Origin of the sequence: Embleya sp. NPDC020630 (assembly GCF_044334985.1) — a bacterium.
Classification (GTDB): Bacteria; Actinomycetota; Actinomycetes; order Streptomycetales; family Streptomycetaceae; genus Embleya.
The window spans coordinates 502,961-524,735 of sequence record NZ_JBIRUB010000005.1 but is presented as its reverse complement, the minus strand read 5'-3'; the positions used below and the strand labels follow the sequence as shown (position 1 = coordinate 524,735).

The following is a 21,775-nucleotide window of genomic DNA, read 5'->3' as shown; positions in this document are numbered from 1 at the left end:
GTCCGGGCGACGCGGTCGCGGCGCCTCGGGTGGTGGGTTTGCGGGATGAACCGGCTCAGCCGGCCGGCGTCGGCTGGTGGCCGTCGTTGTCGACGTACGCCTCTTCGCGGAAGAAGCCCAGCGAGCGCATCACGGGGAAGTCGTTGAACGAGAACAAGACCGCGTCCTCGCCCCCGTCGAGGTTGGCGTGCTCGTGCCAGGCCCACGCGGGCACCGCGAAGACGTCGCCTTCGTGCCATTCGAACCGCTGTCCGGCCACGATCGAGACGCCGTGGCCCTTGGCCGCGGTGTAGACGACCGAGCCGGTGTGCCGGTGTGCCTTCGTCGCCTGACCGGCGCGCAGGAGTTGGATGTGCGCGCTCATCGTGGGCATCACCGAGCCGCCGGTGGCGGGGTTGGTGTATTCCATGATCAGGCCGTCGTACGGCGATCCCTCGCTCGCCTTCGCCAGGTCGAGCAGCGCCTGGTAGGTGGGTTCCCACGGCCAGGCGAGCAGCGGCGAGTAGGGCCGGGTCCACCGTTCGACGCCGTATGGCACGAGGTTGCCGCCGTAGGTCAGGACGGAGGAGTTCACCACCTTGCCGGGCACCTGATAGACGTCCGGGTGGACCTCGTAGAAGCCCGCGTCGAGCGCGTTGACCAGCGGGATGTCCAGGCCGTCCTGCCAGATCACCGGCGTGTCGTCGGACTCGTTGCCGTGTTCGTGCCAGGTCCCGTTCGGGGTGATCGCGAAGTCGCGGGCGCCGACCCGCAGTTTCTCGCCGTCGACGATCGTCCAGGCGCCGGTGCCCTCCAGGACGAAACGCAGCGCGGCGGCCTGGTGGCGGTGCGCGGTCATCGACTCGCCGGGGCCCATGATCTGCAGGCCCGTGTACAGCAGGCCCGCCGCGGCGCTGATGTCCCGGCGGCCGGGGTTGACCAGCATGACCACGCGGCGGCCGGCGTCGTCGGCCTTGACCAGGTCGAGCGCCTTGCGGACCAGCGGGCGCAGTTCGCTGTAGCGCCACAGGGTGGGTACCGACTTGGGCTGCGGGTACCAGGGTTCGATCTCGTTCGCCACGGTCCACAGCGCGCCGGCCTCGCGTTCAGCCAACTCGGCGTAGTAGGCGCTCAGTTCCGGGGTGTCGGTGACTCGGGCCCGGCCCAGCATGTTGTCGTCCTGGGTGGTCATGTCTCCTCCTCGGGTACGGGGGTGGCGGCGGGGGCGAGGGGCGGCGCGGCGGCGGGGTCGTGGGTGAACGTGATCGGGGACCGGGGCCGGTTGTCCACGTTCAGCGCGAAGACGTCGAAGCGGTTGTAGTGGCCGACGATGTCGTGCATCTGCTTGGGCTGGATGCACCTGGCGAGGTCGATGTCGGCGTAGACGATGCCCTCGTCGTCGATCAGCGGTTCACCGATGGGACGTCCGTCCGGGCCGAACACGCCCGAGTAGGCGCTGCGTTCGCGGCCCAGCTGTTTGCGCACCTCGTCGTCGTCGCCGGCGATGGCGTCGACGATCTCGGGCGAGATGGTCGAGCAGGCGACCACCGAGAAGACCTTGCCCTCGAAGCTGTGCGCGGCGGTGCGGACCGCGATGGCGTCGGCCATGTCGTAGTCGGCGGGCGCCACGGGCAGCGCGATGTAGCTCGCGGCGTGCACCAGTTCGCCCTGGGCGAGCAGGGTGAAGCGGGCCAGCGTGTTGGTGTTCTCGCCGCACGCGAGCACGCCGAGCGGGCCGATCCCGGTCGGGTGCACGCGCAGCGAGCTGCCGTCGCCGCCGGTCCACGTCAGCTTCTCCGCCCAGGTGGGCACCAGCTTGCGGTGCACCCCGATCAGTTCGCCGTCGGCGTCGATGGTCAACATGGTGTTGTAGAGCACGCCCATGCTGTGCGGGCCGCGCTCGTTGACGCCGATCACCACCACCGCGCCGGCCGCCCGGGCCGCCGCGCGCAGCGTTTCCACGTGCGGGCCCGGCACGTCCACCGAGGACCGGTACAGGCGTTCGTACCAGGGCGAGCCCTGGACCGGGTTCATCGTCCAGTTCCAGTACGGGTATCCGGGGACGAACGCCTCGGGGAAGACGATCAGTTCGGCGCCGTTGCCGGCGGCCTCGCGGATCAGCGCGACCGCCTTGGCCACGGTGGCGGCGGCGTCCAGGTAGATCGGCGCGGCCTGGACGGCGGCGGCCTTGAACCGGGGCGGGTTGTCGCGTTGTGCGCCGGTGAGCACGATCGGTGGGGTGGGACCTGTCATGGCGGGCTCCTCGTGGTGCGCTGTTCGGTCGGCGGATACGAGGTCGGGGTGTCGGGTCACCCCCGGCCGGGTGCGGCGAGCAGGCGGGGGTCGGTCTCCGGTCGCCACCGCCGCGGTACGGTCTCGACCCTTTCGCGCGACAGGTGCAGCCGCGGCGGCACCCGATCACTACCCGCGCCGGGCGGTTTGCGACTGCCCGGACGCCAGGCACCCGGCCAGGGCGCGCCCGGCCCGGTGTAGCCCTGTTCGGCGGCGGCGTGCAGCGTCCACAGCGGGTCGTACAGGTGCGCGCGGCCCACCGCGCACAGGTCCGCCCGGCCCGCGAGCAGGATCGAGTTGACGTCGTCGTAGGTGGAGATCGCGCCGACCGCGATGGTCGGCACGCCGGTGGCGTTGCGGATCAGGTCGGCGAACGGCGTCTGGTAGCCGCGTCCGTAGGCCGGTCGCTCGTGGGGCACGACCTCGCCCGAGGACACGTCGATGGCGTCCGCGCCGGCCGCCGCGAGCGCCCGGGCGATCCGGACGGCCTCGTCCTCGGTGGTGCCGCCCTCGGCCCAGTCGCTCGCCGAGATCCGCGCCACCAGCGGTTTGTTGCTCGGCCACACCGCCCGCACGGCGGACAACACCTCGATCGGGAAGCGCAGTCGACCGGCGAGCGAGCCGCCGTATTCGTCCTCGCGCAGGTTGGTCAGCGGGGACAGGAAGCCGGAGAGCAGGTGGCCGTGCCCGTACTGGAGTTCCAGCGCGTCGAAGCCCGCCCGGTCGGCGCGTGCGGCGGCGGCGGCGAACGCGGCGGTGATCGTGTCCAGATCGTCCCGGTCCGCCTCGCGCGGGCGGAAGTCGCCCTCGGCGTCCCAGGCAATCGCGGACGCCGCCACGGTCGGCCAGCCCTTCGGGCCCAGCGGCGCCCATGTGCCGTCGGTGTCCGGCACCGAACCGGCCGCGCGGCGTCCGGCGTGGGTGAGCTGGATACCCAACAGGGGCCCGTTCGGCACCTGTTCGCGCACCCGGGCGACCACGTCGCGCCAGGCCGTCTCCTGCGCGTCGGACCACAGGCCCGGACAGGCGGCGGTGGCCCGGCCGTTGGGCAGTACGGCGGTCATCCCGGCGAAGACGAGACTCGCCCCGCCGAGCGCGAGCGCACCCAGGTGGGCGGCCTCGAACGGGCCGGGGAAGCCGTCGACGGCCGCGTAGGTCGCCATCGGCGGCACCACCACGCGGTTGCGCAGCCGGACCGAGCCGAGTCGGAAGGGCTGGAACATCGGCGCCGCGTCCACCCGGTCCGCCCGCCCGGCGGTGAAGGCCGCGTCCACCTGCGCCACGAACGCCGGGTCGCGCTCGGACAGGTTGGCGTGGGTGACCCGGCGGCTGCGGGTGAGCAGGTTGAAGGCGAACTGCTCGGGCGCCTGGCCGACCGCCCGGTCGATGTTCTCGAACCATTCCAGGCTGGCCTGCGCGGCCCGCTGCGTGGAGGCCACGACCGGCTTGCGCTCGGCCTCGTAGGCGGAGAGCGCGGCCGGGATGTCGGCGTGTTCGTTCAGGCACGCGGCCAGCGCGAGGGCGTCCTCCATGGCGAGCTTGGTGCCCGAGCCGATGGAGAAGTGCGCGGTGTGCGCGGCGTCGCCGAGCAGGACCACGTTCTCGTGGTGCCAGGTGGCGTTGCGCACCGTGGTGAACCGGATCCACCGCGAGTTGTTCGGGATCAGCCGGTGTCCGTCCAGGTGTTCGGCCAGCAGCGCCTCACAGCGCGCGATGCCCGCCTCGTCGCTGGCCCCACGCGGCAGCTCGCGACCGGCGAACTCGGCGAACCCGCCGCGCCGCCAGGCGTCTTCGGCCAGCTCCACGATGAACGTGCTGCGCCGGTCGTCGAACGGATACGCGTGCACCTGCACCACGCCGAAGTCGTGCTTGTCGACGATGAAGGTGAACGCGTCGAAGACCTTGTCCGTACCCAGCCACATGTAGCGGCAGCCGCGCTCGTCCAGATCGGGCCGGAACACGTCGGAGTAGCGCTCGCGCACGTGGGAGCGCACGCCGTCGGAGGCGACCACCAGGTCGTGTGTGCGGGCCAGTTCGTCCACGGGCGGGGCCTCGGTGCGGTAGCGCAGGTCGATGCCGAGCCCCGCGCAGCGCTCCTGCAGGATGCGCAACAGCCGCTCCCGGCCGAGCGCGGCGAACCCGTGCCCGCCGGAGGTGAGCGTGCGTCCGCCGTAGCGCACGTCGACGTCGGTCCAGCGGGCGAAGCCCTCGGACATCGCGGCGAAGATCTCCGGGTCGGCCTGGGCGATGCCGTCCAGGGTCTCGTCGGAGAACACCACGCCGAAGCCGAACACGTCGTCGGGTGCGTTGCGCTCCCACAGGGTGATCTCCGACGCCGGCGAGAGCTGCTTGGCGAGGGCGGCGAAGTACAACCCGCCCGGCCCGCCGCCGATGACTGCTATGCGCACAGCGTCCTCCAATGTTCCCGGCCTATCCGAGCGTATGTAATAAATTCCACGGTCGTCAACATCACGCGATATCCAAGGGGTCGGATCGGAGGTGCGATCCGCCCGGCCCCACAAAGCGCGCGGGGGTCAGGTGTAGGACTCCGGACGTTGCGCGCCGCCCTTGGACAGCGCGGCCCTGACCTCGTCCGGCCACGGCGACGCGCCCTTGTGGTCGGGCGGGCAGTGCACGACGGACAACCGGCCGGTCGCGGCCACGCCGTGCTCGCCCCGCACCTCGAACGAGTAGTGCAGCGAACTGGTACCCACCCGGTCGATCCGCAGCAGGATGTACGCGGCCTCGCCGAACCACAGGCGTTCGAGGTAGTCCGCCTCGAAGTGCACCCGGGGGATCCGGCCGAACAGGTCGCCCACACCCAGTCGGCGCAGCAGCACCGCCTCGGTCGCCTCGACCCAGCGCTGTACCGCCGAGTGGTGGTAGTGGCCGGCCGCGTCGGTGTCCTGCCACTCGACGCGGCGCTCGACCAGGACCGAGGGCAGGTCGGCGGGGTCATCGACGGCCGGGTCGGTGGGGTCGCTCACGTCGGGCCGGATCGGGCCGGTCGAGCCGAGCGGGCTGTCTTGGGGCATGGTCGCGCCTTTCACGAGGCTTCCGGGGCAAGGGAGTTCGGGGCCGGTTCGCCGGTGTTGGCGGCCCAGGCGCGCAGTTCGGCGCGGCGCAGCTTGCCGTTGCCGGTTCGGGGCAGGGCGGCCACGAACTCGACGGCGCGCGGGTACTTGTAGGGCGCGATCGTGTTCTTGACGTAGGACTGGATGCGCTCGGCGGTGTTCGCGTCGGCCGCGACCCCCTGGCGCAGCACGACGTACGCCTTGACGATCAGCCCGCGGCGGGGATCCGGCGCGCCGACCACGCCGCACTCGGCGACGTCGGGGTGTGCGGCCAGGGCCACCTCGACCTCGGGGCCGGCGATGTTGTAGCCGGAGGAGATGATCATGTCGTCGCTGCGCGCCTGGTACCAGAGGTAGCCGTCGGCGTCCCGGATGTAGGTGTCGCCGGTGATGTTCCAACCGTCGCGCACGTAGTCCAGCTGGCGCGGGTCGTCCAGGTAGCGGCACCCGGTCGGGCCCTTGACCGCGAGCTGCCCCGGCGTGCCGTCGGGAACCGGCTTGCCGTCGGCGTCCAGGACGGCGGCCTCGAAGCCGGGTACGGCCCGCCCCGTCGCGCCGGGCCGGATGTCCTCGTCGGCGGCGGAGACGAACACGTGCAGCAGCTCGGTCGCGCCGATGCCGTCGATCAGCTCGATCCCGGTGGCCGCGTGCAGGTCGTGCCAGGTCTCCGCGGGCAGTGTCTCGCCCGCCGACACGCAGCGGCGCAGGCCCCGGAGGAGATCGGCGTGGCCCGCGGCCATGATCGCCCGGTACGCGGTCGGCGCGGTGAACAGCACGGTGACACCGTGGTCGGCGACGATCCGGGCCAGCCGCTCGGGGGTGGCGTGTTCGAGCAGCAGGGTGGCCGCGCCGACGTGCAGCGGGAAGACCACCAGGCCGCCGAGACCGAAGGTGAAGCCGAGCGGCGGGGTGCCCGCGAACAGGTCGTCCGGGGTGGGCTTGAGGATGTGCCGGGAGAAGGTGTCGGAGTTGGCCAACACGTCGCGGTGGAAGTGCATGGTGGCCTTGGGCCGACCGGTGGTGCCGGAGGTGAACGCGATCAGCGCCACGTCGTCGGCGGCGGTGTCCACGGCCTCGAAGTCGGCGCTCTTGGTCGCGCAGCGCCGGGTCAGGTCGTCGGCGGCGTCGCCGCCATAGGCCACGGTGGTCAGGCCGGGCACGGCCGCGGCGGTCGGCTCGTCCATGAAGCGGTGGTCGCACAGCGCGATCGTGGGTCGGCCGATCTCGCACAGCGTGGTCAATTCGTGCGCTCGGAGCAGCGGCATCGTGGTCACCGCGACACCGCCCGCCTTGAGTACGCCGAACCAGCACGCGACCAGCCACGGGTTGTTCGGACCGCGCAGCAGCACCCGGTTGCCCGGCACCAGGCCGAGGTCCTCGGTGAGCACCCGGGCGACCTGATTGGCCCTGGTTCGCAGGTCGCCGTAGCTCCACCGCTCGTCCAGGGTGACCAGACACCGTCGCTCGGCACCGAGCCGATCGATGGTGTCGTCGAGCAGGACCCGGGCGCAGTTCAGCCGGGTCGGGTAGCGCAATTCCGGTAGTTCGAAACGCAGTTCGGGCCACTGCTCGGCAGGTGGCAATCGATCACGACAGAACGTGTCGACGTGAGCGGAACGGGACAGCTCCATGTGCGCGCACCTCATCCTGGCGTCAGCGGGAGTCGCGGAGCCAGTATCTATCAATTATGACGACAGTCAACGTTGCGCGATATATTTCCTCCGGCCGGGCCGGGCGGAACCGGGAGCGACGGGCACCGGGCACACAAACGCCCACCCCGGCGGGCGGTGTCAGGGCCGAGGCCGGGACACCGGGGTGCCGAGGTGGGCGGAGTTGGCGGGAGCTGCGGGATTGGCGGGGCATGGTCGCGAGAGTCCCCCGCTCGGGGGCCCGTGCCACCGCGCTTGGACCTTTCGGGTGAGCCGAGCGGCGCCGACGCCGGGCTATTCGACCGTGACCGACTTGGCCAGGTTGCGGGGGCGGTCGATGTCCTCGCCGAGGGCCCGGGCCGCGTGGTACGCGAGCAGCTGGGTGGGGATGGTGAGCAGGATCGGGTCGAGTTCGCGCTCGTTGCGCGGCACGGTGATCCGGTCGGCCTCCAGGTCGCCGAGGTCCACCCCCGGGTGGGTGATCACGGTCAGCCGTCCGCCGCGCGCGCGGATCTCGTGCGCGGCCGCGAGGTTGCGTTCGACCAGGTCGTCGTCCGGGATGACGGCCACGGTCGGCAGGTCGGCGTCGATCAGCGCGAGCGGCCCGTGCTTGAGTTCGCTGCTGGGGTACGCCTCGGCGTGCCGGTAGGTGATCTCCTTGAACTTCTGCGCGGCCTCGCGCGCCACCGGATACCCCCGGACCCGGCCGATGAAGAACAGGCTGCGCGCGTCCGCGAGCCGCCTGCCCGCCTCGGCGATGGTCTCCTCGTCCGCCAGGATCTCGGCGATCTGGCCGGGCAGCGCCTGGAGGCCGGCCAGGATCCGCGCGCCGTCCGCGTGCGAGAGGTCGTGCACCCGACCGAGCGCGAGCGCGAGCAGCGCGAAGCCGACCGCCATGTGGGTCAGCGCCTTGGTCGAGGCGACCGAGACCTCCGGCCCGGCGTGCAGATAGACCCCCCCGTCGCACTGGCGCGCGATGGACGAGCCGACCACGTTGACCAACCCGACCACCCGGCCGCCCTTGCGCTGGATCTCGCGGACCGCGAAGAGCGTGTCGGCGGTCTCTCCGGACTGGCTGACCGCGACGTACAGCGTGTCCGGCTCGATCACCGGATTGCGGTAGCGGAACTCCGACGCGGGCTCGGCGTCGGCGGGCACCCGGGCCAGGTCCTCGATCAGCGTCGCGCCCAACTGGCCCACGTAGTACGCCGATCCGCAGCCGAGCACCTTGACCCGGCGAAATCCCCGCAACTCGCGCAGCTCCATCCGCAGGCCGTCGAGGCGGGCCGAGCCGAACCGGTCGTCGAGCCGGCCGCCGAGCATGCGCTCGACGGAGGAGGGCTGTTCGTGGATCTCCTTGTGCATGAAGTGGTCGTGGCCCGCGAGTTCGAGTTCCTCGACGGTGAGTTCGACCGTGGTGGGCGTCTTGGCGACGTCGTCCCGCTCGCGGGTGAAGGTCCGGAAGCCGGTGGCGGTCACACTGGCCAGTTCGCCGTCTTCCAGGTGCACGACCGAGCTGGTGTGCCGGACCAGGGCGGACACGTCGCTGGCCACGAACATCTCGCGCTCGCCGACCCCGATCACGAGCGGCGAGCCGTTGCGGGCCACCACGATCCGGTCCGGCGTCGCGGTGTCCACGACGGCGATCGCGTACGTCCCGGTCACCTGCGCGAGCGCGGCCAGGACGGCGGTTTCCAGGGTGTCCCGCGTCCGGGTCGCGCCGGCGATCAGGTGGGCCAGGACCTCGGTGTCGGTGTCCGAGGCGAGGTCGACGCCCTCGGCCGCGAGGCGGGCGCGCAGTTCGGCCGCGTTGTCGATGATGCCGTTGTGCACGACCTGGATCCGGCCGTCGGCGGAGGGCTGCGGGTGGGCGTTCGCCTCCGAGGGCGCGCCGTGGGTGGCCCAGCGGGTGTGTCCGATGCCCACCCGCCCGGCGGTTTTGGCCGGCACTGCGGCGGCGAGCGCGTGCACGCGGCCCACCCGGCGGACCACCTTGACCGCGCCACGCGCGCCGAGCACGGCGATGCCGGCCGAGTCGTAGCCGCGGTACTCCAGTCGTCCCAGACCTTCGAGCAGGATGGGGGCGGCCTGCTGGGCGCCGATGTATCCGACAATTCCACACATACTGCTGCGCTCCTCGGCAGGTCGACGGACCGACCGCCGGGGCGGTCGGGGGTGGATGGCGCGCACGGGGCCTGCGAGCGACACAACGGCGGTCGCGGTCGCGACCGTCGCCCGGTCGGCTCAGCCGTAGATCACGCGGCGCAGTTGACGTTCGGTCAACTCCGGTGGCGCGACGAGGCGTTCGCCCAGTTCGTCGGCGATCAGGCGATAGATCTGCGCGTTGCGCCGACCGTAGACCTTGTGATGGCGATGCCGGCGCCGCACATAGTCCTCGACCGGCTCGCGGTACCAGGCCAGCACGTCGTCGACGATCCGCGCCACCTCGCCGGGTGCGAGGCCGGTCGTCGCCACGATGCGCTCCACCAATTCGCCGTCAGCCACTCCCCGATCCTGGCCCCATGTCGCCCCTACGGCAAGAATCTGCCCGAATTCGGGCAGATCCGAGGTCACGCGGCCACCGAGTAGCGCACTCCGGTCGTGGGAGCGCGCGGAAGCGGGGTGTGTCCTGCTCCGCGCGCCGGGTGTCGGGGCGGGGTGTCGCGGTGCCACGCTGGGGGGATGGATCGCGCACCCGACATCCACCTCGTCGTGACCGGTACCGGCCTGAACGCGCGGATCACCGATCAGGCCCTCGCCGTCGTCGACGACGATCTCCGCGCCGACTACGAACGCGTGGTCAGCCAGGGCCTGAAGGCCGCCGCCGCGGCCTGGGACGCCCACCGCTACGACGACTTCGCCGTACACCTCGCCGCGGCCGCCGACACCCTCACCGAGATCCAACGCATGGCCGTCACCTGCAAGGACCGCGCCGGCTACGAGGCCCTGACCGCCCGGGCCCGCCGCCTCGCCACCCTCGACCCGGACGCCCCGGAAGCCGCGGAAGCCCTGGACGCCCTTCACGCCCCGGAAGCCGACTGAATCGCCGACGCCCCCGCCATGCGCCACCCTGTCCCCATGAACGACCGGACACCCCACCGCACCATCCACATCGGCGGCCCGACCCACCCGGCTCCCGCCGAACTCCGCGCCGAACTCCCCGACGACCTGCGCATGGACTTCGAGGAGGCGTATCAGGACGCCCTGGCCGAGGCCAACGCCAACGGCACCCTGCATCCGTTGGCCGACACCCTCGCGACGTGGCAGGCCGAACTCGCCCGCCGGCGCGCACGAGCCGCCGACTGACTCGAACCTCGTCGATGTGATCCGGGCCACACGGTGTCACAAGTTCGGTTCGGGCGACGCCTTGTGTGCGTAACCCGAGCGAACGGAGCAGGGACCATGACACAGCACACCGGTGGGCGCACGGCAGTCATCGTGATCGGCGGCGGATACGCCGGAGTTCTCGCGGCCAACCGGCTGACCCGCCGCGAGGACGTGGCCGTGACCCTCGTCAACCCTCGCGCGACCTTCGTCGAGCGGCTGCGACTGCACCAGTTGGTGGCGGGGTCGCACGACGCGGTCGTCGACTACACGACCCGGCGCGCCCTCGACCGGCTGCGGGCCCTGCGGCGCAGCAAGGAGACCTACGTCGGCCCCTGGCTGCCCGAGCCGCTGCTCACCTCGCCGGACGTCGCCGAGCACGCCGAACTGGCCGAGAGCCTGTCCATGGCCGTGATGCTCGTCCTGGAGACCCTCTCGCCCACCGAGCGGGCCGTGTTCGTGCTGCGCGAGGTCTTCGACGTCGGCTATGACGAGATCGCGGAGGCGGTCGGCAAGACCCCGGCCGCGGTCCGCCAGATCGCCCACCGCTCCCGCAGGCACGTCGACGCCCGGCGCCCCCGCGAAGTGGTCTCCCCGCGCCAGGCCCGGGCCGCGCTCACGTCGTTCCAACACGCCGTCGAGACCGGCGGCCTCCAGGGTGTGCTCGACGTACTCGCCCCCGACGTCGTCCTGATCAGCGACGGCGGCGGCGTACGAAGCGCCGCGCTGCGGCCCGTCACGGGCATCGAGAAGGTGGTCCGCCTCCTCCTCGTCGGCCTCGGCGACAAGGAGGGCGCGCTCACCGGCGAGCCCACCACCGTCAACGGCGATCCGGCGCTGCTCCTGCGCGTCGACGGCGAGATCGACAGCGTGATGACGATCCGGGTCGAGGGCGGCCTCGTCACCGGCATCTACTTCGTCCGCAACCCCGCCAAGCTCACCCACATCGCCGCCGCCACCCCGTTCACCCCGAATTGACACCGGAACACCCCCTGCGGCCCCCTGCCCCCGGCATCGGTTTCGGGGGCCTGTTCTACACGTGTCAACCGGCCGAAATCCGCCTAGGCACGGGGGAGATCGGGGCGGGACGATGTGTGCGCAAAGCCGAGTGTCAAGGGTGACGACTGCGGTAGAGGCGGACGAGGCAAGGCCGTTCCGGCTCGGGTATCCCAACGTGGGACGCGGCGTCCCCACGTCTTCCGAGGAGACCCGCCCGTGCTTCCCATGCCTCGCACCATCGCCGCGGTGGCCGCCGCCGTGGCCGCCGCCGCCATCGGCGTCGTCGCACCGAGCGCCCAGGCCGCGCCCGCGGCGAGCTACGCCACGAACTACGCCGCCCTGGGCGACTCGTACAGTTCCGGGGTCGGTACCGGCTCCTACCTTCCCGACAGCGGCTCGTGCAAGCGCAGCGCCAAGTCCTACCCCGCCCTGTGGAATCAGGCCCACCCGGGCGGCACCTTCGCGTTCGCCGCCTGTTCCGGTGCCAAGACCGCCGACGTACGCAACGGTCAACTGTCCGTCCTGAACAGCGCCACGCAGTTGGTGACCATCAGCATCGGCGGCAACGACGCCGGATTCGTCAGCACCATCACCACCTGCGTGCTCAGTTCGGACAGCGAGTGCGCCGCCGCCGTGAACAAGGCCAAGACATACGCGACCACCACCCTGCCCGGCGATCTCGACGCCACCTACGCCCAGATCCGGGCCAAGGCCCCCAACGCCCGCCTCGTCGTGCTCGGTTACCCGCGCCTGTTCGAACTCGGTTCATGCTTCCTGGGCTTGAGCCAGGCCAAGCGCACCGTGATCAACCAGGCCGCCGACACCCTGGACGAGGTCACCCACCAGCGCGCGAGCGCCGCCAACGCCGATTTCGCCGACGTACGCTCGCGGTTCGCCGGACACGGGGTCTGCGCGTCGAACCCCTGGGTCAACGGCGTCTCCTTGCCGATCGAGGAGTCGTACCACCCCACGACTTCCGGCCAGAGCCAGGGCTACCTGCCCGCGCTCCAGGCCGTGGTGGGTGTGCGCGCCCACTAGGTAGGCGACACCGTCCGGGGCGGCCCCAGGTCGCCCCGGACGCGCGTCGTCACCCCCGGCGCGCCACCAGGTAGCCGGCCTCCCGGTCGAAGTCGAGCACCCGCGCCCCGGCGTCGAGCAGCCCGCCCAGCACCTCGCGCAGCGCCGACCGCCAGGCCCCGGCCGCCTCGGGGTCGGTCCGGCGCATCGCCTCGATGTCGGCGGGCACCGCGACCCGTACCACCTCGGCGTCGGTGGGCAGCGACACCGGCCGGCCGTCGCGCTCCACCAGGGCCGGCTCGGCCCGCGCCACCGCGCCCGACACCGCCGGCTCCGCCTCCCCCATGGCCGCCCGCGCCCGGGCGTCGTGCAACCGCCACACGGCCAGCACCCGGTCGCTGCGATCCCCGCTGTTGACCGTGTCGACCATGTCGTCGCCGTAGAAGTTCGGCAGGTACTCCTCCGGCCGCGCGCCCAGTTTGACCAGGTTGAAGTAGGCGTTCCGGCGGACCAGCGGGTCGAACGTCCAGGTGATCCGGAGCAGCCCGCGCGCGAGCGCCCATTCCCGCTGGTGCCGCTTGAGTGCGAAGCCCACCCCGCTCCCGGCCACGGCGCCGGTCGCGTGCGAGTGCAGCGTCTCGCCGATCGGCGCGCCGAAGAAGGCCACGGACGCGCCGACGAGCCGGCCGTCGCGATACGCCCCGGCCACATAGTTCCCGGCATGATCCAGCGCCCGCATCAGCTCGACGGTCAGCACCCGGCCCTGTCCCGCGACGTGCGGCCAGATCTCGTCGTACAGCCGCTCGACCTCCCGGAACTCGTCGAGTTCGTGCAGTTCGCGCACCACCGGATCGCCCATCCCGCCGCCGCCCTTCGCCCGCCGACCACCGCCGTCGCGGTCATGGGCTACCCCGGCCCCGCGTCCGCCGAACGGAGCCCGTCACTCCATCGGCCGTCGCACGCCCGCCCGGACCACCCCTCCGGTGACGTGCTTCACACGCAAAGCACTGCGTCCCAGAGCACCTCGGCAGCAATATCTTTGCGTCTTTCAAGGGAAATCCCGCAAGGTACTTGCGTCGAGGACGAGCCGTTGGTGTGCTTACCGCACCCCACCCCACCATCCGGTTTCGACGGAGGCTCCCGTGCGCGCAGATCAGGCTTCTCCGTCGGTTTCGTTGGACGACAAGTACGCCGCCGACCAGGGCCGCGTGCTGATCTCCGGCGTGCAGGCGCTCATTCGCCTGACCCTGGAACAGCGTCGGCTCGACACCGAGCGCGGACTGGACACCCGGGTCTTCGTCAGCGGCTATCAGGGCTCGCCGCTGGGCGGTGTCGACCTGGAGATGGGGCGCGCCAAGCGGTTCCTGGACCCGGCCGGGGTGGTGTTCCAGGCCGGACTCAACGAGGAGCTGGCCGCGACCGCCGTGGCCGGGACCCAGCTGGTGGACCAGACGCCGGGCGCCCGGTATGCCGGGGTGACCGGCTTTTGGTACGGCAAGAACCCGGGCCTGGACCGCGCCGCCGACGCGATTCGACACGCCACGATGGCCGGCACCGCACCCCTCGGCGGTGCCGTCGCGTGGATCGGCGACGACCCGGGCAGCAAGTCGTCGACGGTGCCCAGCTCGTGCGAGCCGATGATGGAAAGCCTGTCGATGCCGCTGCTCGCCCCCGGCACGATCGGCGAGATCGTCGAGTTCGGGCTGCACGCGGTGGCCATGTCGCGCGCCTGCGGCCTGTGGACGGGCCTGAAGATCGTCGCCGACATCGCCGACGCGTCGACCACGGTGGACGTGTCCGGATGGGGCAAGGACATCCCGGTCCCGACCGCGACCAAGCGCGGCACGCTGCCGACCCTGGTCGGTCCGGCCGCGCTCGACGCCGAGCACGACCTGATCACCCGCCGGCTCGACCTGGCCCGCGCGTACGCCCGTGAACACGGCCTGAACAAGGTCGTGCACGACACCCCCGACGCCCGGCTGGGCATCCTCGCAGCCGGCGTGTCGTTCTCGGTGGTCCGCCGCGCGCTGACCGACCTCGGTCTGACCGACGACGCGGCCCCGGACGTCCGGCTGATCCGCATCGGCATGCCGTTCCCGCTGGACGACGCGGAACTCGCCGAGCTGACCGACGGCCTGGACGAGGTCCTGGTGGTCGAGGACAAGGTGCCGTTCCTGGAGGCCCGGCTCAAGGAGGCGCTGTACCGCCGCCCGAACGCGCCCCGCATCGTCGGTCGGCGCGACGACACCGGCCGCCCGCTGCTCACCGCGCGCGGCACGCTCGGCGCCGACGACGTGGCCCGCGCGATCGCCGCCCGGCTCGGCGCGGACCGGCTGCCCGAGTCCGCCGCCGCCTACCTCGCCACGCTCGCCCCCAAGCGCCGCGCGCGGATCGCGCTGCCGATGCTGGCCTCGCGCACCCCGTACTTCTGTTCCGGCTGTCCGCACAACGCCTCCACCCGCACCGCCGACGACACCCTGGTCGGTGTCGGCATCGGCTGCCACGTGATGATCGCGCTCGACGGCAAGGGCCGCGGGCACCAGCTCGGGCTGACCCAGATGGGCGGCGAGGGCGCGCAGTGGATCGGGCTGGCGCCGTTCACCGACGACAAGCACTTCGTGCAAAACCTCGGCGACGGCACCTTCCACCACTCGGGCTCGCTGGCGATTCGCGCCGCCGTCGCGGCCGGCACCAAGATGACCTACAAGCTGCTGTACAACGACGCGGTCGCGATGACGGGCGGCCAGAAGGCCGAAGGCCGGTTGGACGTACCGGCGTTGACCCGACTGCTCGCGGTCGAGGGGGTGCGCCGCGTGGTGGTCACCACCGATGACCCGCGCGGCTACCGGGGAGTTCGGCTCGACCCGATCGCGAGCGTTAGGCACCGCGACGAACTCCAGGATGTGGAGCGCGAGTTGTCCGCCCTCGACGGGGTCACCGTGCTGATCCACGACGACCGGTGCGCGGCGGAGGAGCGCCGGCTGCGCAAGCGCGGGCAGTTGCCGACCCCGGCCGAGAAGGTCGTCATCAACGAGCGCGTGTGCGAGGGTTGCGGCGACTGCGGCGACAAGTCGTCGTGCCTGTCGGTGCAGCCCGTGGACACCGAGTTCGGCCGCAAGACACACATCCACCAGGGTTCGTGCAACTCCGACTTCAGCTGCCTGAACGGCGACTGCCCGTCCTTCCTGCTGGTCGAGCCGGGCACCCGCAAGACCCGGGCGATACCCGATCTGCCGCTCGAACCCGCCCTGCCCGAGCGCCGGTTCGGCGCGGACGACCTGCTGGTGCGGATGCCCGGCATCGGCGGCACCGGCGTGGTCACCGTCTCCTCCATCCTGCAGATGGCCGCGCACATGGACGGGCTGTACGCGGCCGGCCTGGAGCAGACCGGCCTGGCCCAGAAGGGCGGGCCGGTGGTGTCCGACCTGCGCCTTTCCACCCGGCCGATCACCGGCGCCCTGCGCGCCTCGCGGTCCGGCGCCGACGTGCTGATCGGCTTCGACCTGCTCGGCGCGGCGGCGGAGAGCAACCTGGCCACCGCCGACCCGGAGCGCACCGTCGCCGTGGTCAACACCGCGATCGTGCCCACCGCCGCGATGGTCACCAACCAGATCGCGCTGCCCGGTTCGCCGACCGAGACGCTGGAGCGGATCGACACCGCGACCCGGCGGGCCGACAACCTGTACGTGGACGCGCTCGGCTTGTCCGAGGCGCTGTTCGCCGACCACATGCCGGCCAACATGATCCTGGTCGGCGCCGCGTTCCAGCACGGCTGCCTGCCGCTGAGCGCGGCGGCGATCGAGCAGGCGATCACGCTCAACGGCGCGGCGGTGGACAAGAACCTGGCGGCGTTCCGGTGGGGTCGGGCGCTGGCCGTGGACCCGGCCGCGGTACTGGCCGCCGCGGTCGCCGCGCCGCCGCTCGCGGTGGTCCCGGTGGACGCGGCCTCGGTGGCCCTGGCCGACCGCTCCGGCGGCGAAGCGGCGCTGCGCGAGGTGCTCGGCACCCGGATCGCCGATCTGACGGGATACCAGGACGCTGCCTACGCCCACCGCTACGCCGACGACGTGCGCGCGATCCGGACCCTGGCCGTCGAACGGGCGGGGGCCGAGGGCGGCGAGCGGGTCGCGGTGGCCTATGCGAGGGCGCTGCATCACCTGATGGCCTACAAGGACGAGTACGAGGTGGCCCGCCTGCACCTCGACCCGGTCGAACAGGCCCGGCGCGACGCCGAGTTCGGCCCCGACGCGGCGGTCTCGGTACTGCTGCACCCGCCGGTGCTGCGCTACCTCGGAATGAAGCGCAAGATCCGGCTGCGGCGCACGGCGGTGCCGGCCTTCAAGGCACTGCGCGCCGCGCGCGGCCTGCGCGGCACCCGCTGGGATGTGTTCGGCTACGCCGAGGTGCGTCGGGTCGAGCGCGAACTGGTCGCCGAATACCGGACGTTGGTCCGGGCGGCGCTACGCGAGCTGACCGCCGACAACGTCGACGCGGTGATCGCCCTGGTGGCGCTGCCCGAGACGATCCGGGGCTACGAGGACATCAAGCTCGCCCGGGTCGCCGAGTATCGCACCGCCGCTCGCGCCGCGCTGGCCGAACTCACCGCGCCCGCCGCGGTCGCCGCCCCGGCCGGCCCGCCGCTGGTCCCCGCGAGCTGACCTCGGCCGCTCCCGCTCCACCCCCCACCCCCGACCTCCCCGACCTCCCCGACCTCCGGAGCAGCCGTGACCGTCGACCGCCTCCTGCCCACCCGGGACGCCGAGGACCTGCTCGACCTCACCCGTACCGTGGCCGACCGCGAACTGGCGCCCGTGGCCGCCCGGCACGAGCGCGAGGAGTCGTACCCGGAAGGGTTGTTCGCCGTCCTGGGCGAGGTCGGCCTGCTCGGCCTGCCCTACTCGGAGGAGGAGGGCGGCGGCGGTCAGCCGTACGAGGTCTACCTCCAGGTGCTGGAGGAGTTGGCCGCGCGCTGGGCGGCGGTCGCGGTGGCCACGAGTGTGCATACGCTGGCCTGCTTCCCGGTGGCCACCTACGGCTCGGCCGAGCAGCGGGAGCGTTGGTTGCCCGACATGCTGGAGGGCCGCCTGGTCGGCGGCTACAGCCTGTCCGAGCCGCACGCGGGCTCCGACGCGGCCGCGATCGTGTGCAAGGCGCGGCCGATCGCCGACGGATACCGGATCACCGGCACCAAGGCGTGGATCACGCACGGCGGAAAGGCCGACTTCTACGCTCTGTTCGCGCGTACCGGCGAGGGCGGCCGGGGCATCTCGTGCTTCCTGGCGCCGGGCGAGGCGGAGGGGCTGGCCTTCGGTCGGCCCGAGGCGAAGATGGGCCTGAACGCGGTCCCGACGACCAGTGCGTTCTGGGACGGCGCGGTCCTGGAGCGGGATCGGCTGATCGGCGCGGAGGGCCAGGGGCTGGCGATCGCGCTCAGCGCCCTGGACTCGGGTCGGCTGGGCATCGCGGCGTGCGCGACGGGTCTGGCCCAGGCCGCCCTGGACGCCGCGGTCGAATACGCCAACGAGCGCACCACGTTCGGCCGCCGCATCGTCGACCACCAGGGCCTGGGCTTCCTCTTGGCCGACATGGCCGCCGCCGTCGACTCGGCCCGCGCCACCTACCTCGACGCGGCCCGCCGCCGCGATCTGGGTCGCCCGTACAGCCGCCAGGCCAGCGTGGCCAAGCTGATCGCCACCGACGCGGCGATGAAGGTCACCACGGACGCGGTCCAGGTCTTCGGCGGCGCGGGCTACACACGGGAGTTCCCGGTCGAGCGCTACATGCGCGAAGCGAAGATCATGCAGATCTTCGAGGGCACCAACCAGATCCAACGTATGGTCATCGCGCGGGGCTTCACCCACCCGGAGAAGTAGCCGGCGGGTCGGTCCGCGAGCCGCCGGCGGCGCGTACGGGCCGGCCGAACGATCAGCTGATCTGCACGATCGTGACCGTCACGCATCGATCCTCGATGACGAAAGTCGCGGTGCCCTCCACGCAGAACGCGTACTCGCGCATGTTCGCGGACCTGGTCGGCGAGCCCACTCGCCATGGGTCGGAGGCGAGTCGGGAGACCATGTCGTTGTAGGCACCGATCGCATGCGAGGGCGCGCCCTTCAGCCACCGCTGCACGGTGTAGGTGGACTCGACGGTGTAGCTCATGGGGGGCTCTCCCATTCGTCCGTGTGAGCGGGCACCGTGTCCACGGGCAGACCGGCGTTGAGCCGTCGGATGGTTTCCTCGGTCTCCGGCCAGTCGGGGCTGCGGCGCATGCGAACCTCGGCCTGCCAGGGCCCGAGCATTTCGGCAAGCGGAATGAGGTCACCGTCGCGGGCGGCGTCGAGGGCCTTGCCGTACTCGGCCTCGAACTCCTCGCGGAGTTCGGCGGGAAGCTCCGCACGAATCTCGGCCGGCGTGGCGTGGTGGGTCCCGCCGACGCCGATGATGTGCCGGGGCCGGCGTGGGTCGGCGTTCTGCTCGTCCATGTCGGTCAGGATGCCATCAGTGGGGCAGCGGACGGTAGTCGGCGTGCGCCGGTGCGTCATCGTCCCCGTGTGCGCCCCTCGTGAGGGGGTCCGCTACCCGCCCGGCAGGTCCGGGCGCAGGCGTTGCCACGTGGGGTGGCGCAGGTGGCCCTCCGATGTCCAGCCCCAGGCGGTGACCTCGGCGACCAAGCGGGGGTCGACCCACTGGGCGCCGGGCACGTCCACCATCCCCGCGAACGGCGAGTCCGCGCGCGCCAGCGCGCCCAGGTATTCGCCCAGTTCGCCGCGCTCGGCCAGGGTCGGGCCGTCCTCGACCGTGCCGACGTAGCGCAGCCCGTCGGGTGCGGCGACGCCGACCAGCAACGCCCCCGGCAGGCCCCGCAGCTCGCCCCGACCCTCGATCCAGCCGCCGATGACCACGTCGTGGGTCTCCACGTGCTTGGCCTTGATCCAGTCCGGGGAGCGTTGTCCGGGTTGGTATTCGGAGGTCAGGCGTTTGGCGACGACGCCCTCGTGGCCCTGGTGCAGGCTGGTCGCCCAGGCGCGCCGCGCGTCGCCCTCGATCCATTCCGGGGTGGACCAGCGCGGACCCGCCAGGTCGAGGCCGGCCAGCAACATCCGCCGTTCGCGGTACGGGGTGTGCAGCAGCGGCCGGCCGTCCAGATACATCACGTCGAACAACATCAGGTGCACCGGCGCGTCGATGGTCAGGCGGGCCACCTTGCGCGGGTTGACCACACCCATGCGCCGACGCAGCTGTGCGTGGTCCGGGCGCCCCCGTTCGTCCAGGACCACGATCTCGCCGTCCAGCACGGCCTGGCGCCGGCCGTGCTGCTCGCCCAGGCCGGCCAGTTCCGGGTACACCCGGGTCACGTCCGCCCCGTCGCGCGCCAGCAGGCGCAGTCCCCCGTCCCCCGCGCAGTACGCCACCGTACGGGCCCCGTCCCACTTGACCTCGAAGCCCCAGTCGAACTCGTACTCCTCCCCGGGCAGCGGCGCCGCGGTGGCCAGCATCGGCGGAATCTCGGGCAACACGGCATGAACGTGATCGTGACCGGCCATGTCTCGATCATCGACGGGCCCCGACACCGCCGCCGGCCGAGCCGATGTGCCCGAATACACCCGGATGGCTGATATATCCGGGTGATCCCCCGCCGACCCGCGTGTTCCGGACCACCCGATGCCCCTCGGACCCGGGCCCGCGCGGAACCCATTCGAGCGAGCGCCCGGCCGACGGCCGCGCCCCGGGCGGCGCTATCCCCGTCCGGTCACCGCGTCGATGGCGTCCGCGATGCGCGCGGTGACCGCCGCCTGGTGTTCGGTCAGATAGAAGTGGCCGCCGGTGAAGGTGTGCAGCGCGAACGTGCCGTTCGTGTGGTCGCGCCAGGCCGTGGCCTCATCGAGGGTGACCTTCGGATCCCGGTCGCCGATCAGCACGGTGATCGGGCACTCCAACGGCGCGCCGGGGGTGCACCGGTACGTCTCGATCGCGCGGTAGTCGGCGCGCAGCGCCGGCAGCACCATTTGCAGCACCTCGTCGTTGGCCAGCAGGCTCGCGTCCGTGCCGCTCATCGAGCGCAGTTCGGCGGCGAGCCCCGCGTCGTCGAGCAGGTGCACCCGCTCGTCACGCTGTCGGTCCGGGGCCCGACGCCCGGAGGCGATCAGCGCGGCGGGCGGGATCCGCAACCGCCGGGCCACCTCGAAGCCGAGGACCGCGCCCATGCTGTGCCCGAACAGGATCAGCGGAAGTTGCTCGTCCAGCCAGGGATCCAGGGCCTCGGTGATGCGCTCGGCCAGGGTCTCGATGTCGTCGATGAGCGGTTCGGTGCGCCGGTCCTGGCGCCCCGGGTACTGCACGCCCAGCACCTCGACGCGCTCCTTGAGCGCCGCCGACAGCGGGAACCAAAAACTCGCCGAGCCGCCCGCGTGCGGCAGCGCGACCAGGCGCGGCACCCGATCGGCGGCCGGATGGAACCGGCGGATCCAGGTGTCCGATACGGAGGAGGCGGTACTCATGGCAGGGCCCTTCTGATCGTCACCGAATGATCGTGCTGCGTGACCGTCAGCCTGCCATCGAGTCCTTGCGCGCGCCCAGTGGTTCAGCCCCGGTGAGCACCGCGTGCTGGATCTCACGCAGCGCCCGGGACGGTTCCAGGCCCAGCAGTTCGCGCAGCGCGGTGCGGGTGTCGCGGTACACCGCGAGCGCGTCGCCGCGCCGGCCGCAGTGGTACAGCGCGACCATCAGGTGCCGGGCGAAGTTCTCGTGCAGCGGATACTCGCCGGTCAGCGCGTACAGCCGGGCCACCGTCTCCCGGTGCCGGCCGAGCGCGAGGTTCGCCTCCACCAGCAACTCCAGGCACTCCAGCCGGGACGCCTCCAACCGCGCGGCGTGCGCCCGGACGATCGGCCCGAGGCTCACCCCGGCGTAGGCCGGTCCGCGCCACAGGTCGAGCGCGCTCGTGTACACCTCGGCCGCCTCGTGGTACCGGCCGGCCCGCGCGCCCGCGCGACCACGTTCGACCAGGCCGTGGAAGGTGTCGGCGTCGAGGCGGTCCGGACCGGTGTGCAGCACGTAGCCGCCGGCGCAGGTGGCCAATGGGCCGGTGCGGGCCGGTCCCGGCGCGCCGAGCATCGCCCGCAGCCGGGAAACGTACACGTGCACCGTCGACTTCGCCCGCTGCGGCCCGGCGTCGGTCCAGATCTCCGCGACGATCTGGTCGACCGTCAGCAGTTGGCCCCGCCGCGCGAGCAGGGCGGAGAGGAGCGTTTCCGGCTTGGGCGCCGCGATCGTGCGCGGCGTTGCGCCGTCGACGATCCGCACGGGGCCGAGAATCTCGTACCGCAACGGCTCTTCCCTCTCTGTGGCGCTGCCTGTGGCGTCCGGTCCTGCTCTCTCACGACGGTGACATATGACGGGCGTATGGCGTACCCCTGACCAACCCCTACGCCGCCTTGCGTC

The 21,775-nt window shown here is 72.1% G+C and carries 19 protein-coding genes; 6 read left to right on the top strand and 13 right to left on the bottom strand.

Going from position 1 to position 21,775, the window contains the following annotated elements:
- Positions 1 to 55: 55 nt before the first annotated feature.
- From ACH4XV_RS20965 to ACH4XV_RS20935, 7 genes are all read right to left on the bottom strand, one after another.
- The gene (locus tag ACH4XV_RS20965) at positions 56 to 1,171 is read right to left on the bottom strand and encodes a cupin domain-containing protein (RefSeq protein ID WP_395791852.1); all 1,116 of its coding nucleotides are present in this window, start codon (positions 1,169 to 1,171) and stop codon (positions 56 to 58) included.
- The gene (locus ACH4XV_RS20960) at positions 1,168 to 2,232 is read right to left on the bottom strand and encodes a carbon-nitrogen hydrolase family protein (RefSeq protein ID WP_395791850.1); all 1,065 of its coding nucleotides are present in this window, start codon (positions 2,230 to 2,232) and stop codon (positions 1,168 to 1,170) included. Before ACH4XV_RS20960 ends, ACH4XV_RS20965 begins: the two co-directional genes overlap by 4 nt.
- Before the next feature lie 56 nt (positions 2,233 to 2,288).
- Positions 2,289 to 4,679, bottom strand: coding sequence for an FAD-dependent monooxygenase (locus ACH4XV_RS20955; protein WP_395791848.1), 2,391 nt, complete (start codon positions 4,677 to 4,679; stop codon positions 2,289 to 2,291).
- 126 nt (positions 4,680 to 4,805) lie between these two features.
- Positions 4,806 to 5,306 carry an acyl-CoA thioesterase gene (locus tag ACH4XV_RS20950; RefSeq protein WP_395791846.1) on the bottom strand — a complete coding sequence of 167 codons (501 nt, stop codon included), beginning with the start codon at positions 5,304 to 5,306 and terminating at the stop codon, positions 4,806 to 4,808.
- 11 nt (positions 5,307 to 5,317) lie between these two features.
- Positions 5,318 to 6,976: an AMP-binding protein gene (locus ACH4XV_RS20945; protein WP_395791844.1), complete on the bottom strand. Its 1,659-nt coding sequence runs from the start codon at positions 6,974 to 6,976 to the stop codon at positions 5,318 to 5,320.
- A gap of 312 nt (positions 6,977 to 7,288) precedes the next feature.
- Entirely contained in the window at positions 7,289 to 9,118 is a 1,830-nt protein-coding gene (gene glmS / locus ACH4XV_RS20940; RefSeq protein ID WP_395791842.1) for a glutamine--fructose-6-phosphate transaminase (isomerizing), read from the bottom strand.
- A gap of 120 nt (positions 9,119 to 9,238) precedes the next feature.
- The gene (locus tag ACH4XV_RS20935) at positions 9,239 to 9,568 is read right to left on the bottom strand and encodes a hypothetical protein (RefSeq protein ID WP_395791840.1); all 330 of its coding nucleotides are present in this window, start codon (positions 9,566 to 9,568) and stop codon (positions 9,239 to 9,241) included.
- Between the two features lie 108 nt (positions 9,569 to 9,676).
- On the opposite strand from ACH4XV_RS20935, the gene ACH4XV_RS20930 reads away from it, so the two are divergent.
- The 4 genes from ACH4XV_RS20930 to ACH4XV_RS20915 all read left to right on the top strand — a co-directional run bounded on the left by ACH4XV_RS20930 (position 9,677) and on the right by ACH4XV_RS20915 (position 12,355).
- A complete protein-coding gene (locus ACH4XV_RS20930; RefSeq protein WP_395791838.1) occupies positions 9,677 to 10,036 on the top strand; it encodes a hypothetical protein in 360 nt (119 codons plus the stop codon).
- A gap of 36 nt (positions 10,037 to 10,072) precedes the next feature.
- Positions 10,073 to 10,300, top strand: a complete 228-nt coding sequence (locus ACH4XV_RS20925; protein ID WP_395791836.1) for a DUF6247 family protein — start codon at positions 10,073 to 10,075, stop codon at positions 10,298 to 10,300.
- 96 nt (positions 10,301 to 10,396) lie between these two features.
- Positions 10,397 to 11,296, top strand: a complete 900-nt coding sequence (locus tag ACH4XV_RS20920; RefSeq protein WP_395791834.1) for a sigma factor-like helix-turn-helix DNA-binding protein — start codon at positions 10,397 to 10,399, stop codon at positions 11,294 to 11,296.
- A gap of 246 nt (positions 11,297 to 11,542) precedes the next feature.
- Positions 11,543 to 12,355 carry an SGNH/GDSL hydrolase family protein gene (locus tag ACH4XV_RS20915; RefSeq protein WP_395792020.1) on the top strand — a complete coding sequence of 271 codons (813 nt, stop codon included), beginning with the start codon at positions 11,543 to 11,545 and terminating at the stop codon, positions 12,353 to 12,355.
- A 49-nt stretch (positions 12,356 to 12,404) separates the two neighbouring features.
- Here the strand turns inward: ACH4XV_RS20915 and ACH4XV_RS20910 are convergent, their stop codons facing one another.
- Positions 12,405 to 13,193, bottom strand: coding sequence for a GNAT family N-acetyltransferase (locus ACH4XV_RS20910; protein ID WP_395791832.1), 789 nt, complete (start codon positions 13,191 to 13,193; stop codon positions 12,405 to 12,407).
- Between the two features lie 283 nt (positions 13,194 to 13,476).
- Between ACH4XV_RS20910 and ACH4XV_RS20905 the strand changes: the two genes are divergently transcribed.
- A complete protein-coding gene (locus ACH4XV_RS20905; RefSeq protein WP_395791830.1) occupies positions 13,477 to 16,992 on the top strand; it encodes an indolepyruvate ferredoxin oxidoreductase family protein in 3,516 nt (1,171 codons plus the stop codon).
- A 66-nt stretch (positions 16,993 to 17,058) separates the two neighbouring features.
- Positions 17,059 to 18,207 (top strand): acyl-CoA dehydrogenase family protein, encoded by a 1,149-nt coding sequence (locus ACH4XV_RS20900; protein WP_395791828.1) that lies wholly within the window; start codon positions 17,059 to 17,061, stop codon positions 18,205 to 18,207.
- 52 nt (positions 18,208 to 18,259) lie between these two features.
- Here the strand turns inward: ACH4XV_RS20900 and ACH4XV_RS20895 are convergent, their stop codons facing one another.
- The 5 genes from ACH4XV_RS20895 to ACH4XV_RS20875 form a co-directional block, all read right to left on the bottom strand.
- On the bottom strand, positions 18,260 to 18,493 hold the full coding sequence (locus ACH4XV_RS20895) for a hypothetical protein (RefSeq protein ID WP_379997087.1): 234 nt from the start codon (positions 18,491 to 18,493) through the stop codon (positions 18,260 to 18,262).
- Complete coding sequence (locus ACH4XV_RS20890) at positions 18,490 to 18,816, bottom strand: DUF6247 family protein (RefSeq protein WP_379997085.1); 327 nt, start codon at positions 18,814 to 18,816, stop codon at positions 18,490 to 18,492. The genes ACH4XV_RS20895 and ACH4XV_RS20890 overlap by 4 nt, the downstream gene beginning before the upstream one ends.
- Before the next feature lie 93 nt (positions 18,817 to 18,909).
- A complete protein-coding gene (gene ligD, locus ACH4XV_RS20885; RefSeq protein WP_395791826.1) occupies positions 18,910 to 19,878 on the bottom strand; it encodes a non-homologous end-joining DNA ligase in 969 nt (322 codons plus the stop codon).
- Between the two features lie 192 nt (positions 19,879 to 20,070).
- The gene (locus ACH4XV_RS20880; protein WP_395791824.1) at positions 20,071 to 20,832 is read right to left on the bottom strand and encodes a thioesterase II family protein; all 762 of its coding nucleotides are present in this window, start codon (positions 20,830 to 20,832) and stop codon (positions 20,071 to 20,073) included.
- A gap of 46 nt (positions 20,833 to 20,878) precedes the next feature.
- Positions 20,879 to 21,661, bottom strand: a complete 783-nt coding sequence (locus tag ACH4XV_RS20875; protein WP_395791822.1) for a BTAD domain-containing putative transcriptional regulator — start codon at positions 21,659 to 21,661, stop codon at positions 20,879 to 20,881.
- Positions 21,662 to 21,775 lie beyond the last annotated feature (114 nt).